The organism is Bacillus cereus group sp. BceL291 (assembly GCF_051776705.1).
Classification (GTDB): Bacteria; Bacillota; Bacilli; order Bacillales; family Bacillaceae_G; genus Bacillus_A; species Bacillus_A cereus.
This window is the reverse complement of the sequence record NZ_JBPWAP010000101.1, coordinates 1-13,715: the sequence shown is the minus strand read 5'-3', so window position 1 is coordinate 13,715 and position 13,715 is coordinate 1. Positions and strand designations below refer to the sequence as shown.

The following is a 13,715-nucleotide window of genomic DNA, read 5'->3' as shown; positions in this document are numbered from 1 at the left end:
ATCACCTGTATTAGATTTGTATAATGGTGAAATTATTACCTATACAATTGGTTCTAGACCGACGTATTCGCTTGTTTCAGACATGTTAGAGAAAGCATTGGAACGTTTACCCGAAACCCACCAGCTACTGATGCATTCGGATCAAGGATGGCATTATCAAATGAGACAGTACGTCCGGACACTTGAATCAAGAGCTATCGTCCAGAGTATGTCTCGAAAAGGAAACTGTTACGACAACGCAGTAATAGAAAATTTCTTTGGGATTATGAAGTCGGAGTTCCTCTACATAAAAGAATTTGAAAATGTAGAGCACTTTAAAATAGAATTAGAAAAATATATAGATTATTATAATACGAAACGGATTAAGGCAAAATTAAAAATGAGCCCGGTACAATACCGGACTCACTTTTATCAAGCTGCCTAATGAAATAACCGTGTCTAACTTTTAGGGGTCACTTCATAATTGCTCAATTGTAGAAGTTTCACTGGATACGGTATATATTGTAACAAAAAGTTACACCTAAAGTATAAACAGAATTCAAAAAAATATGCAGGAAAGAAAACTAAATTAAAAATTCATTCAGTACAACAAAGTAATTAGCTAGCTGCTTGTTGTACAAAAAATAGGCTTAAACATAAAATGGCAGGTAACTGACTAAGTTACCTGCCGTGATCCTAAACAGTCTGGAGTGTAGCCATGGGAAGCTGACTCGTAGATAGTATGTGTAATGTAAAAAAGATTATTCGTAAATGAGAATGAACAATTATTTTATAAGGACTGGCATTCTTTTAGTTTCAAATCTTTCAAAGTCTATAGGACAATATGCAAACGTTGCGATAGGCTCTGAAGTTTCATTTGTTAAAAAAGTGTGATTAATTACTTGGTCAGAAGAGGAATAAAATGTAATTTTAGTTTTTGATATAGGAGGAAGCGTTATAACTAGCGGTTTACTTGACATATTAATTAACTCCTATATTATTTGATGCTATAAGAACTTAAAATGTATTCAATAAAAATGTATAAACTCATTTTATAAAGTTAGTACTTTGTGAATTGAGAAATTCAACAAAATAGTTATTTGAGACAACAATGTATGAAAAAAGAGCACTTTATATAGGCGCCTTAATAAAAGTCACTTCAGATCAAGATAATTACTTACTACATTTTATTTATATGTTTTGAATAAAAAAGCAGAACAAAATCCTTATTTAAACATAAAAAAAGAACCATACATAAGTGCTCTTTAAAATAGGAGGTAACACTTTGAGTTGGATACTTAGGTTAAAAGTAGATGGCATAGAGGAGAAATAATACCTAAAATTTGTTGTCAGCTTAATACAGAAGAGCCGTTAAAAAAGGTTAACTGCTCAGCCCTCAGAGAAAGAGAAAAGAATATTACAGATGTCACTGTGAAATCAAGCTACATCAGCCTATTTATAGTATCAGGCATAATTTAGAATTTTATGAGAGAATTAAAATAAGAGAGGACACATACATCCTTGCCTAACCAACAGATAGCCTAGGCTAGCACCTGAACTCCCAAGATGCTGTTACGGCGACCACAGTAGCAGAGTTAGTCTGAGTGTGCGACGGCACTAATTTCAATCAATTGCTCAGGAAACGCGAGATATGTTACCCCGATGAGACTACCAGCGGGACGGTGTTTCCCTACGTATTCCTTGAACAGCCGTATGACCTGCTCGGAATGTTCTTGAGCGTTTGTCAAATAGATCTCCACATAAGCGAGGTTCGATCTCGTAACATTAAATCCCGCCAGCACACGATCGAGATTTTCCAGTGTTTGCAGGATCTGTGCCTCGATATCGTCTTTGCCAACAAACGTGCCCTCTGTGTCATGGGAGAATTGCCCTGATATATAGATAGTTCCGTTTACGGAGTATCCCTGGGTAATTCCGTGATCCCAAAGATTGTGATTGTAGGTTTTAACATTAGTCATTTCTTTCTCTCCTTTGCCTTTAGTAAGGTTAGTATAGAATGAAAGCATATAAAAAAGTAGTACGCACTTTATTGATAGTTACTATCAGAAAGGATAGTGTAAATATGGGCATGTCTGAATACAAAGGTAAAGTTAAGAATATTAAAAATACACCGTTTGGTTATACATTATCAATTATTGGTGGTAAATGGAAAATGGTTATTATTTACATCCTAGCAGAAAACCAACCAGTTCGCTTTAATGATTTGAAAAGACAGATAGGAGCTATTACTTATAAAATATTGAGTTCACAACTTAAAGAATTAGAAGCAGATGGTATGGTGAATAGAAAAGAGTATCCTCAAATTCCCCCTAAAGTTGAGTACAGTCTCACAGATAAAGCGGCAACACTGTTACCCATTTTAGAAGAGTTATGTGAATGGGGAGTAAAAAATCAAAAGTAAACACTAAACAATCCCGCACCTATGGATAGACTAGGCCTGTTTATAATGAAAAAGTTTAATTTGGGCGACAGCAGTCAGGTAACGCAGATGAGAGTGTCATGATCAAAGAAAGGGCCAATCCGTCTTTCCTTAAAATTACCTATACAGACAGCGAGGAGAACCCAGAAAAGTAGTCGCAATGAAGCTTTACCGGAGGGGAGAGTTGTTTTTATTCTTTTCGTCCAGATTCTTAATCCATTCAATAACTTAATCGGTTAATCGATTCAGAAAATACTTGCTTATTGCCAGCGAAACGATTGATAGGTCCTTATCTAAAGCTGATTTTCCAACAGAAGTAATGATGACATGCAGTGACAAACCATGTACTACTCTCATCATTATTTGGTGGTGTAGTTGCTGAGGTTGGTATTGGGATAGTGTTCAATTGTGATGGTTCAACAGGTGGATTTGATATTATCAGTATGTTACTTTCACGAAAAAAATATTCAGCTTGGTAAATTTATAATCGTACTTAACACGATTATAGTTGTTATTTCTGGATTGTTTTTTTATTGGGATATTGTTTTAAACAGCTTATTATCCATTTATGTTACTGGAAAAGTAATTAATGCAATTCATACAAAACATCGGAAAATAACTCTGATAATTGTAATAAGTCATGTAGAAAAGATGAAAGAAACACTTCTCTCTAATTTTGTACGAGGTGCTACTAATGGTATTTTTCTTTTAGTTATCGTTTAACTTCCGAATTTTAATAGTAATACATTATTTCAATTCAACCCTTATTAAGTAATGGCTACACATATAGAAATTTGATTTATTAAATTTGGAAGACTAAAGAGAAACTCTTATAAAAGAATAAGGTGTATTAAAAGAGGATATAAAAAACATAATTATACTTTTGTCTATTTACTGAAATTATTAAATTACTTTTCAGGTGAGGATGATAAAGATATGAAAAAGAAAACAGCATTAATGAATTGCACAGTTATAAACGGTGATTTGAATCGAAAAACAGAAAAAAACATGGTTATTCTCTTCAATAAAGAAGGAGTCATAGAAAAAATCAGAAATATTGAAGGTATGATTCTCCCCAGTGATTATGAACAAATTGATATCAAAAAACAATATGTTATGCCAGGACTTATAAATGCGCATGCACATTTATTTTCTAATGGAACCCCTAAAGGACTATCTTTTAGTGAAGATGTGCTGAATTTTGGAATTAAGTTATTGGATACAAGATTCGGAAAAAAGTTTATTTATAATAGAATGAAGAAAAATGCTCTAGTTGCATTAAAATCTGGTGTAACCACAATGCGCTTTGTTGGAGAATTTTTTTATCAAGATGTGAAACTACGCGATGATATACAGGCTGAAAAAGTTATTGGTCCCGACTTATTGGTCTCAGGTTTCTTTATTAGTGCTACAGGTGGCCATGGTGCACCCTATTTAGCACTGGAGACTGACGGTCCTTGGGACGGTGTTAAGAATGTACGTAAAAATGTACGCCAAGGTGTGGGTTTAATTAAAATTTGTGTAATTGGTGGTGTAACCGATGCAAAAACGATTGGCGAAGCAGGGAGAATTCAATTAACTGAAGAAGAAGTCTTAGCTATTTGTAAAGAAGCACATAAAATTGGAATGATGGTTGCAGCTCATGTAGAGAGCACTGAAGGAGTTAGGATTGCTTTAAAGGGTGGTGTAGATACAATCGAACATGGTGCTCAAATGGATGATGAAATTATCTCTCTTTATAAACAAAATCCAAATGCTTTACGAGGATATACTTCACTTATCCCGACATTTCAAGCTGCTTATCCATATGCATTACTAGATAGAAGTAAAACAAACATTAATGATGTACTTTTTGAAAATGCAAAAACCTGTTTTCCTTACTCATATGTAAAAGAAAAGAGTAAGGAAAACTGAAAGGTGAGGTTGTAGATGAGTCAAATACCAGGGTTCTTGAAGTTTGTTTTAGCAAAGAAACGACGATATGTATATTGGGTTGTAGCAGAAAAAAACAAGCAAGTGAAAACACATATTATATATGGATTCGTTCCACTAGAAAAAGCATTAGAAACTATGTACAGAATGCGTGACGATTTTGAAAATTGCTTTCCACCAGAGTTAAAAGATAAGGGATATGACTGGGAAGATTTAAATGATTGGATACTATTAATAGAAACAGGCTATTCCAAATATGGAAATAAGTTAGTTACATTCTAAATAGAAAAGTGAGGTAGTATCAAATGCTTGATACTAAATCTTTAGAACCGTATTTTCGTTTTTCTAATTCACCAGGTATTCAGTATATCGGAACTTATTGTCCAGATTATTCTAAAGATGAAAATAAATATGTAAAAGATTTTTTACGAAAACTCATAGATTGCCTTTCGCATGTTGAACCGGCATACAGCCATGAAACTATATTAAGATTTTTACAGAATGAAACATATCAACGAGAGATGCTATCACATGCGAATTTTCAGTCCGCATTCGATGAACAAAACAAGCAAAAGATTCTATTATTTATGTGCTAGTAAATGAGTCTAAAATAATAGAAACAGTAAGTACGAGAATGAAGCAGTTAATAAACCGAGTAAGAAAGCCAATGGATTCTGATAAGTATGTTTTACTAGATTTCATTCAAAAGGCAAGTACAAATTTTGTACCAATAGATGATGGATATACGTTTGAGTCTATGACAAAAAGCGGATTAATTGGTTTTTTGCTCGGACAAGAGTGGATATTTGGTTTTGGAGAGATGGGCGAGTTTGAATGGACGCCTTTCATACACGTTCAGTTTTCAGGGCATATAGTGCCATATAAGGAGTTATTCGTGTATTTACCAAGAAAAGATTTGTTGAACTTAAAAGGAACTGACCTAGAAAAGTACGTAAGCGAAAGGTTTTTTGATATGGCGAATCGAAAATCTATTTTTGAAGTAGATTTTATGAGCAGGGAACATCGAAAACAAATTGAAGTATATATGCTTGAGAAAAGGGTATAGCATGCAATTAAATCGTGTAAGGAGAACATAAAATGGAATTAATTCGTAAGTACCACATTGCAATTGCTTGGACGATAGCTACTAGTGCCATGTTAATTAGTTTGTTTTTTAGTGAATGGATGAAGCTGCCTCCATGTGATTTGTGCTGGTATCAAAGAATGGCCATGTATCCATTAGTTTTAATACTGGGGATAGGAATGTATAGAAAAGATCCGTATGTCAGCACGTATGCATTCCCATTTGCGTGTATCGGTTTAATGTTATCTGTATATCAAATTACAATTCAAACGTTTCCTGCTAGTGAGATGAAGATATGTTCAGTAGGAGTCCCTTGTACAGAAGATTACCTGAATTTATTTGGTTTCATCTCAATACCTATGCTATCTTTTGTGGGGTTTTTAGCCATCATAATACTTCTATATATTAAACCTAACAGAAAGACAAAAGACAAAACAGTACAGTAATTATGAACGATAAATTTAAACACACACATAATACTTATAAATTGATAATAAAAATAAAAAAGAAATTAAAAAAGAAATTAAAAAAGAGAAATTAAAAATGACAACAATGCATGTAAGTAATGAAATGTACAAAATCCCAGAGGCGGATGTAAAATTATTAAAGATTATGGCCCATCCAGTTAGATTGTAAATCGTGAAAGAATTAGAACGTCGCAAAGTTTGTAATGTAACACAGTTAACGGAGCTATTAGAAGTTCCTCAATCAACTGTATCTCAGCATTTATCAAAGATGCGTGGGAAGATTCTTCGCTCAGAAAGAAGAGGATTAGAGATGTACTATTATATTGTAAATTCCAAATCATGTCAAATTGTTAGTGTGTTAGGTTTATAAATAAATTGAACTAAATAGTAGATTAAGGGAATAAAAATAAAGTAAGGACAGCTATGCCAGGCTGCCCTTACTTTATTTGTGATTTTGCATATATTTGTGTGCGTTTAGTATAGCAAACATTTTTCATTTTTATCAAATAAAAAAGCCTGTATGCCCAGGCGGAAATTACATAAAATTAAAATTGTTATAACAAGAATAACCTATCTATAAGTAAAAGAATCCCCCACATGATAAAGGATTCTTTTACCAGGTATTCGTTGGCAAATGATTTTACTGCAGGAATTGAGTATGGCTCACTCAACTCCTTTTTTATGTTATCTAAAATGAATTTATTTGTCAAAAGGTATTTGTTATAGAATAACAAATTAGATAAGTCATCATACATTTTTACTTAAGAAATTTTTCATCTAAGGGTTAAAAATAGTTGCTACTCGACTCATAAACATTTTACGTTTAACAATAAGAATATGTAATCTTGTTATTTATTTCTCAATATGTTGTGTATGTTTTTATCATTTTAGTCAAGAAGACTCCTTCCTCAAGTGTGTGAAGGGCATTATCCAACGATAGGTGAGAGATGAATTTTAGTTTGACGTAACTAATTCATTTTTTATTTTTTTTGTTTTGAAAGAATTTTTGTTTTCTGAATCAATCTAATTTAGAAACATTAAAAATTAATTTCTAGATGTATACTTGGAATGGAAAAGAAAAACACCTATTAATGAAAATAGGTGTTTTCTTGCAAAAGGATCTTATAAATTAAAAGAAAGGTATTTCATTATTTTAATTTTATTCTTCTAAACCTCATAATCATGATCACAGTCTCTGCAATGCTTACGTTTGCAGCAGAAATTACTACAATCAGGTGAGTTTACAGAAACTACGTTAATTTTATTAATAGCAATACGTGCTAAGCCAGGGAAACAATCAAAATCTGAAAGGATGATTACATTGTTACCTTGGAACCCTTGGAATGTTGCACTTGTAGGCGGTTGACAATCGTACTGAATAACAAGACAAGTTCCAGGAGTTAATGATCTTAAAAATTGTAGCAATTCTGGGCTACCGTTATTGTTATTATTTTGATTTTCTTCTCTTCTAGGCTGTTCTCTATGACTATTACATCTGTTAAAGTCACAGCCTCCACCAAAACCAAACCCCATAATATGACCCCCTTTCGTTCGTTAATACATCTTATGCTCGTCTGAAAGGGATTGTGAGGGGATATAAGTCTAGTTTTATGTGAATTTTTTATGTAGAGCAAAAATTGGTCTAATATATTATATTTTTTACTAATTCTAATGTGATTCCTCTTTTTCTCATAACCTTTGATTGGGGAAGAGAATAGATGAGTGAATTATAGAATAAAAAATATAGCATAAATAGTATTGAGAAAGAGAGGAATATTTTTTAAGAATGCCTCTAATAATTAATTTTTGTAATGTATGAAGCAGCTTATATATTTTGAACATTAGTTTTGTTTTTTATGTAAAAGGGGCCAAGAAATAGCTTGTAGTTTTATTTCTTGGCATGGGTGTTTGGAACATTTGGATGCTGTTCCTTACATTATTATATGTTTGTACGAAGAAAAGGTTTATTATTATTGTTTAATTTAATAAAGAAAAACACCTATTTTTAATCAATAAATGAATTTATAAATTTCTTTCTTTTATGTTTATAGAAATGTGAAAAAAAGTTCTCTTTTTATGGTAAATAAAAAAGAGCACACTTATTAGTGTGCTTTTATATAGAAAGGTAGATTCCTATGAGCGGGGAATCTCCATACAATACTATATGCTTGTTTAATTTAAAGGTGATTTTTTTGAACTTTCTAAAAGTAAATGAATATTAATTAAGGTTTGTTGCATATAATTAAAGATTTCTCGGTCAGTCAAATTTACGAAGAAATGAACAAATTTGTCCATATAAAGAGGTAGTAAAAGGGTTATTATAAGTTTTGTTCTTTAACATATCAAAAAATATATTAAAGGTTACATGAAAGTAAATTATAGGTGAAGCTATTGGTGGAGTTTAAGGATTAATGAATCCTTAATAGTATGTTATGAATAGTGCGTAAATAAGCTTGTACATTTTGGAAAAAATTTATTTTATTTTTATGTAAAAGGGGCCAAGAAATAGTTTGTAGTTTTATTTCTTGGCATGGGTGTTTGGAACGCTTGGATGCTGTCCCTTACAGTATTGTATGTTTTTATTTATCGATTGGTTTGTTATTATTGTCCAGAGATAATAAAGTTGTTTAATTTACAATAAATTCGTTTAAAACATAATAAATTTATTTAAAAAATGCTGGTCATGTTATTCAACAATTGAGCAATTTAATTGAATAAGACTACACAAAAAGTCGCTTTCCCTTACGTAAGGAAAGTGACTTTTTAGCTTGATTTCCCCTTTGTTATCAAGCTATTTATTTTAAGTTCCTTTGACTAATTTCGAAAATCTTGTTGACTATTCAGTTGAACTGTATTACGTTATTATTAAGTTGAACTATATAGTCGAACTGAATAAAGGGTGAGGATATGAAACATAAATTATTACCGTTGTCTGAAACCATGCATTATATTTTATTAGCTATGCGTGGGCCACTCCATGGCTATGCCGTAATGCAGAAGATAGAAAAGATAAGTAACGGTACTGTTATTTTAGCAGCTGGTACATTATACGGTGCGATTGAAAATTTGAATAAGCATGGTTGGATTAAATCTGTTGGAGAGTCAGGTCGGAGAAAAGTTTATATGATAACTGCGGAAGGAAGTGCCATTTTGAAAATGGAGCAAAATAGGCTATTACATATTTTATCCCTGTACGAAGGAAGTGAATCGAATGAAGAAAGCTAAGATATTTTTTGATATCGAAAAAGAGGAGCAATGGCTGAATGAGCAATTACAAAAAGGCTATCGTTGTACAAATATTAGTGGATTAGGAACATACACTCTCGAAAAAACCGACAAGAGATATGTGATGCGACTGGATTATCAAGATTATTTGTCAAAGAAAAAGTTTAAAGATTACAGAGGGATATATGAAGATTTCGGTTGGAACTATATAAAGGGGCCCTGGCTTAGTGGAACTCGATATTGGCAAAAAGAAGATGATGATAAAAATGAAATCTTCTCGGATCGCCAATCAAAGAGTAATTACTATAAAAGATTGATGGGTTATTCATCTGGTATTGGTATACTGTTATTGCCTTATTTTCATATGCTTTACAAGAATTCAGGTGTATATTTAACTGAAGGTCTTTGGAGTATGAAAGGTTCATTGTTTTGGAAAGCATTAATATTTGAAACTCCATTTGTCCTTTTGAGGTTGCTTCCAGCCCTTATGCTTGTTTTCGTTGGTATCAGCTTCTATAAAACTTATCAAAAGTATTCAATGTTAAAAGAAAAATAAACGTTTTTGGAATCTTCCAGAATCGCGCGCTATTTTTTGAATAAACCTTAGATTTTCAAACGACTTTATTGTTATATTTTTGAGTACAGTGAAGTATCTTATATCGAAAATTAAATAACTATATTTTAATCCCGTCCTAAATTTAGTATGGGGTTATGCTTGTTTTAGGTAATAAAGTTAAATAACTTTATTGTCTTTATACAATTATTGTTTATTTCAATAAAAAATCTAAAAGAAAAACACCTATTTTTAGGAATAGGTGTTTTTCTTGCAAAAGTAAGCTTATAAATTAAAAGAATTTGTTTTCAATTCTTTTTAACCTTTAGATTTCGTATTCATCACAAAGACTGTGATGATGATCGCATTTTTTACGTTTACAGCAGAAACGGCTGCAATCAGGAGAATTTACAGAAACTACGTTAATTTTATTAATAGCAATACGTGCTAAGCCAGGGAAACAATCAAAATCTGAAAGGATGATTACATTGTTACCTTGGAACCCTTGGAATGTTGCACTTGTAGGCGGTTGACAATCGTACTGAATAACCAAACAAGTTCCAGGAGTTAATGTTCTTAAAAATTGTAACAATTCTGGGCTACCGTTATTATTGTTATTATTTCGATTTTCTTCTCTTCTAGGCTGTTCTCTATGACTATTACATCTGTTAAAGTCACAACCTCCACCAAAACCAAACCCCATAATATGACCCCCTTTCGTTCGTTAGTACATCTTATGCTCGTCTAGAAAGGATGGTGTGAGTATATGAGTCTAGTTTAGCGTGGATTTTTTAGTTGACAAATTAAAAGGAACTTGATGTGGGAGACAGGTCCTTTTAAAAACTTGCATATGAGAAAATTAATGTCACTAAAATAATAGGAATAGCCTCAATTTAATTCTATGTACTAATTATTGAGAAATAAAAAAGACCAAGCGTAAACATAATGTATATCATTTTTATTGAAATTCACAAAAAAGAGCAACTAGTAACAGCTAGCCGCTCAGCCCTCGGGTATGAAGGAAAATTAGAAATCGTATTTATATTATTAACGACGTTACGTATTGTTAAACATCAAGGGTTTATGTCGGAGGAATCCTCTCTTAGGATATCTTTTTTATCGTTTTCCGACAGAAGACTCCTTCCTCAAAAATATGGAGGTGTAAAACGCCAATTTTAGGTGGGTGATGAATGTCGGTTGGCATAACTCAACATGTTTGCTACCATATACTTGTACAGATTGCTCTTTGAAAACTGAGGATATAAGGTTGGTTGCAGAAAAACGTTGCAACCGTAAAATTTTCAACGTTCTTTCGCCACACGTTTGCTGAAGTTGCGAAAACCAAGCTAAAGTAGGAAGCGTGTTGAGTCAACGTACAAGATACTTATGTTTTCACCGTAGGGACTACGAGCAGATCCTGCTAAGATAACTGTTGGATACATCGGTGTTCGCAGGAAGCTCCTACTTAAAACAGTCTGTAAGGACGTTAAGTGGTGAGTAGTTCAAGAGAACAAAAAAAGAAGAGGGATATCTTCCCTCTTCACCAATAGAATCAAACATATTTACAACTAAGGAAGGGCATACATTCATCAAGAGATGAAAGGAACAATAATAGTTCACCTAGTGAATTATACCATAAAACAAATCCCATTAATGGTTGATATTACCATTAATGGGATTAATGTGACAACTTTGTTAAACATCATAATATTAAAAGGCTTTATTTATATGTAAATAGAATGTGGGTAGTGTACGGATAAAATAAAAGGGGGATTTATAGTATGTTTACCAAAAAACAAAGGTTAGTAATGAGTGTAACAGCTTTAACATTAGGTTGTGGATTTACTTTCGGATTAACACCAGCTTTTGCAGATTCTAATCAGAATTTTGTGAGCAGCAAGCCTATTCATTCTATCCAAAAACAAGAACAAGAGCCTTTTACTGGATATGTTATCTCGGTAGACAACAATTATTTGGTAGTTGCGTCCACTTCTACAAAGGATGAAGCACTTGCTTACCAAAATGATTGGTGGGAGTTAGTTACTCAGAATAAGATCTTAAGAGTTCCTATTTCTAATGCCGAACAATACAAATTAGGTGAAAAATTAAATGTATATGCAGTTGGTTGGACTGCATCATTACCACCAATTGCTGTTATGCCTACAATTGAAAAATTAGTTGATTAATTATAAAAAAGGTGTATCCATCTTGAACCTTGTATTGATTCAAGGCTTTTATTGCATTGAAAATTGCATGATAACTATTGTATCCTAAAAAGCCTGTTTCTTCTTTTAGAGATTTAAGAAAAACTTTTAATTTAAAAATCTATTTGTAATTTAAAACGAAAAGTCTAGACAGTAAATGATTTTTATAATAAAGCAGATATTGAATGGAGCAGCTGCATTTATTTTATTCAATATCCGTAGAGGTTATTTTTCCAATTTATAAGCAAGGAAATATGATTTTCTCGCTGTGTATAGGAAGAGGTTAAATGAGGAATATTCTTTGTTTACATTATTGATTTGCCTTAGTTTCTAATTATGTAAAATAGAACAAAATTAATTTTTCTTTAAAACTCACAGCTAATAAAAAATTTAAACAGAGTTTTGTTTTAGTTGTTACCAAGAAAAAAGCCAATTTTTAATTTAATTGGCTTTTTTTAAATCTATACTCTTTTTCATTTACTATTTTATCACATCAGTAACATTTGTATAGAAATAAAAACGGAAAATTCTGATGCGTAGGTCCGTTATGATGAATAGGACTCGAAATGAAAAATACAAATGTAGTGGAATTATATTTTTCGCCGAGCTTTTTAGTTAAGAATTAAGGAATATAAGTGAAAGACTGTACACTTTTATGTAAATAGTAAATTAAAAGCTGTCATAAAGATAATGTGAGCATCAATAGCAAGGTTATAGGCAGGATTGAAATACAAATAACACAGCGGGATTCAAGTACTGGTAGGATTTGTTGAACAAAATGAGGTGAGTGCAATATGAGAGAAATTGCGAAAAAAGTACAAATGATCCGTTTACAGGAGGAGTGTTGTAAGCTCCAAGTAGAAGCAGAACAGTATTGTGCCAAAAGGTGTAAAATAGAAAGAGAGTGTATTGAATTAGAAAAAAATATAGCTGAAAAACAAACTCAAAAATTGCAAAAGACAGAAGAAAAATGGGATATAAAATGTAAAAAAGCAGTGCAATTATTTAATCAAGGAGAAGAATATCCAACTATTGCAAAAAAACTGAGGTGCAATGTGAGTAGTTTGTATAGAGAACTCAAGAAACGTGGCGTATTACAAATGCCAAAGTAAACAGCATCTAAATTATTAAATTCATCCACAATATCAAGACAAACAAAAAAAAAAATTTCGAACAATATAAAGAATATTATATGTACAAGTAGAAGAATTCATGGCTATAATTCTATACCTAATTCTTTAGTATTAACAAGATGAGATTATAAAGGTTGCAATAAAAACTTTTTATGACAGAGGATGAGGCCATTTGAGAACTTATATAAAACACTTTCAGAACATATTTTAGCGGTTTTTCCTTTAACCCTTTGTAAAAAAATGTTGGATTAGTCAGATACATAGTATTTTAATTAAGATAGTTCAGGGCAAAGAAAGACCTTCTATAGTATCTTTTCTTTTTATAAACTCATTTCTCACACTTGTCTCTACTGCTTTTCATAAGATAATTTAGAGGAGGATTATACATGATTACAACTGCTAAATTAGTAAATTGGAGAGAACATGGAGATATGATTAATCTAGAGTGTGAATTAAATGGGAAACCCTTTGAGATATCAACATATAAAGAACGTTTATACAATGTTCACCTTTTAAAAGTGGAAATATACGTTCGTTTAGATGTACATGGTAAATTAATTGGAATAAATATTTAAACTAATAGAAAAGTATAAATGCTAACTTAAATATGTACATTAACGCTTGAATAAATATGTACATTTTCAATTGGATTCTCCATACTGACTCTGAGGTGGTTAGTATGTATATTAAGCTAGATA

General features: G+C 31.9%; 15 protein-coding genes and 3 pseudogenes. 14 read left to right on the top strand and 4 right to left on the bottom strand.

Going from position 1 to position 13,715, the window contains the following annotated elements:
* Window positions 1-424, top strand: a 424-nt coding sequence (locus ACS2CR_RS30770; RefSeq protein WP_438906128.1) for an IS3 family transposase, incomplete at its 5' end; no start/stop codon positions are given.
* Between the two features lie 340 nt (window positions 425-764).
* On the opposite strand, the gene ACS2CR_RS30765 is transcribed toward ACS2CR_RS30770, so the two are convergent.
* Both ACS2CR_RS30765 and ACS2CR_RS30760 read right to left on the bottom strand, forming a co-directional pair.
* Window positions 765-959, bottom strand: coding sequence for a hypothetical protein (locus ACS2CR_RS30765; protein ID WP_153602960.1), 195 nt, complete (start codon window positions 957-959; stop codon window positions 765-767).
* A gap of 615 nt (window positions 960-1,574) precedes the next feature.
* A complete protein-coding gene (locus ACS2CR_RS30760) occupies window positions 1,575-1,958 on the bottom strand; it encodes a RidA family protein (protein WP_144489730.1) in 384 nt (127 codons plus the stop codon).
* A 104-nt stretch (window positions 1,959-2,062) separates the two neighbouring features.
* On the opposite strand from ACS2CR_RS30760, the gene ACS2CR_RS30755 reads away from it, so the two are divergent.
* The 8 genes and pseudogenes from ACS2CR_RS30755 to ACS2CR_RS30720 all read left to right on the top strand — a co-directional run bounded on the left by ACS2CR_RS30755 (window position 2,063) and on the right by ACS2CR_RS30720 (window position 6,272).
* On the top strand, window positions 2,063-2,401 hold the full coding sequence (locus ACS2CR_RS30755) for a winged helix-turn-helix transcriptional regulator (RefSeq protein WP_144489732.1): 339 nt from the start codon (window positions 2,063-2,065) through the stop codon (window positions 2,399-2,401).
* Between the two features lie 350 nt (window positions 2,402-2,751).
* Window positions 2,752-3,112: pseudogene (locus tag ACS2CR_RS30750) on the top strand (YitT family protein); the annotation flags it as partial.
* A gap of 243 nt (window positions 3,113-3,355) precedes the next feature.
* Window positions 3,356-4,333, top strand: a complete 978-nt coding sequence (locus ACS2CR_RS30745; RefSeq protein ID WP_309567866.1) for an amidohydrolase family protein — start codon at window positions 3,356-3,358, stop codon at window positions 4,331-4,333.
* A 15-nt stretch (window positions 4,334-4,348) separates the two neighbouring features.
* On the top strand, window positions 4,349-4,633 hold the full coding sequence (locus tag ACS2CR_RS30740) for a hypothetical protein (RefSeq protein WP_144489728.1): 285 nt from the start codon (window positions 4,349-4,351) through the stop codon (window positions 4,631-4,633).
* 23 nt (window positions 4,634-4,656) lie between these two features.
* A complete protein-coding gene (locus tag ACS2CR_RS30735) occupies window positions 4,657-4,947 on the top strand; it encodes a hypothetical protein (RefSeq protein WP_260857220.1) in 291 nt (96 codons plus the stop codon).
* Between the two features lie 38 nt (window positions 4,948-4,985).
* Window positions 4,986-5,417, top strand: coding sequence for a hypothetical protein (locus ACS2CR_RS30730; protein WP_309567867.1), 432 nt, complete (start codon window positions 4,986-4,988; stop codon window positions 5,415-5,417).
* 32 nt (window positions 5,418-5,449) lie between these two features.
* Window positions 5,450-5,881 carry a disulfide oxidoreductase gene (locus ACS2CR_RS30725; RefSeq protein WP_153602962.1) on the top strand — a complete coding sequence of 144 codons (432 nt, stop codon included), beginning with the start codon at window positions 5,450-5,452 and terminating at the stop codon, window positions 5,879-5,881.
* Between the two features lie 97 nt (window positions 5,882-5,978).
* Window positions 5,979-6,272 (top strand): annotated as a pseudogene (locus tag ACS2CR_RS30720) (ArsR/SmtB family transcription factor).
* Window positions 6,273-7,069: 797 nt separating this feature from the next.
* On the opposite strand, the gene ACS2CR_RS30715 reads toward ACS2CR_RS30720, so the two are convergent.
* Complete coding sequence (locus ACS2CR_RS30715; RefSeq protein WP_053514607.1) at window positions 7,070-7,435, bottom strand: hypothetical protein; 366 nt, start codon at window positions 7,433-7,435, stop codon at window positions 7,070-7,072.
* 1,374 nt (window positions 7,436-8,809) lie between these two features.
* Between ACS2CR_RS30715 and ACS2CR_RS30710 the strand changes: the two genes are divergently transcribed.
* Together ACS2CR_RS30710 and ACS2CR_RS30705 are read left to right on the top strand one after the other, a co-directional pair.
* Window positions 8,810-9,127: a PadR family transcriptional regulator gene (locus ACS2CR_RS30710; RefSeq protein WP_153602964.1), complete on the top strand. Its 318-nt coding sequence runs from the start codon at window positions 8,810-8,812 to the stop codon at window positions 9,125-9,127.
* Window positions 9,114-9,683 (top strand): DUF2812 domain-containing protein, encoded by a 570-nt coding sequence (locus ACS2CR_RS30705; RefSeq protein ID WP_153602965.1) that lies wholly within the window; start codon window positions 9,114-9,116, stop codon window positions 9,681-9,683. The genes ACS2CR_RS30710 and ACS2CR_RS30705 overlap by 14 nt, the downstream gene beginning before the upstream one ends.
* Window positions 9,684-10,005: 322 nt before the next feature.
* Here the strand turns inward: ACS2CR_RS30705 and ACS2CR_RS30700 are convergent, their stop codons facing one another.
* Entirely contained in the window at window positions 10,006-10,383 is a 378-nt protein-coding gene (locus ACS2CR_RS30700) for a hypothetical protein (RefSeq protein ID WP_153602967.1), read from the bottom strand.
* A 1,078-nt stretch (window positions 10,384-11,461) separates the two neighbouring features.
* Here ACS2CR_RS30700 and ACS2CR_RS30695 point away from each other — a divergent pair.
* The 3 genes and pseudogenes from ACS2CR_RS30695 (at window position 11,462) to ACS2CR_RS30685 (ending at window position 13,592) form a co-directional block, all read left to right on the top strand.
* Window positions 11,462-11,866 carry a DUF3221 domain-containing protein gene (locus ACS2CR_RS30695; RefSeq protein ID WP_153602969.1) on the top strand — a complete coding sequence of 135 codons (405 nt, stop codon included), beginning with the start codon at window positions 11,462-11,464 and terminating at the stop codon, window positions 11,864-11,866.
* 812 nt (window positions 11,867-12,678) lie between these two features.
* Window positions 12,679-13,088, top strand: a pseudogene (locus ACS2CR_RS30690) (hypothetical protein).
* Between the two features lie 315 nt (window positions 13,089-13,403).
* Window positions 13,404-13,592, top strand: coding sequence for a hypothetical protein (locus tag ACS2CR_RS30685; RefSeq protein WP_144489680.1), 189 nt, complete (start codon window positions 13,404-13,406; stop codon window positions 13,590-13,592).
* Window positions 13,593-13,715 lie beyond the last annotated feature (123 nt).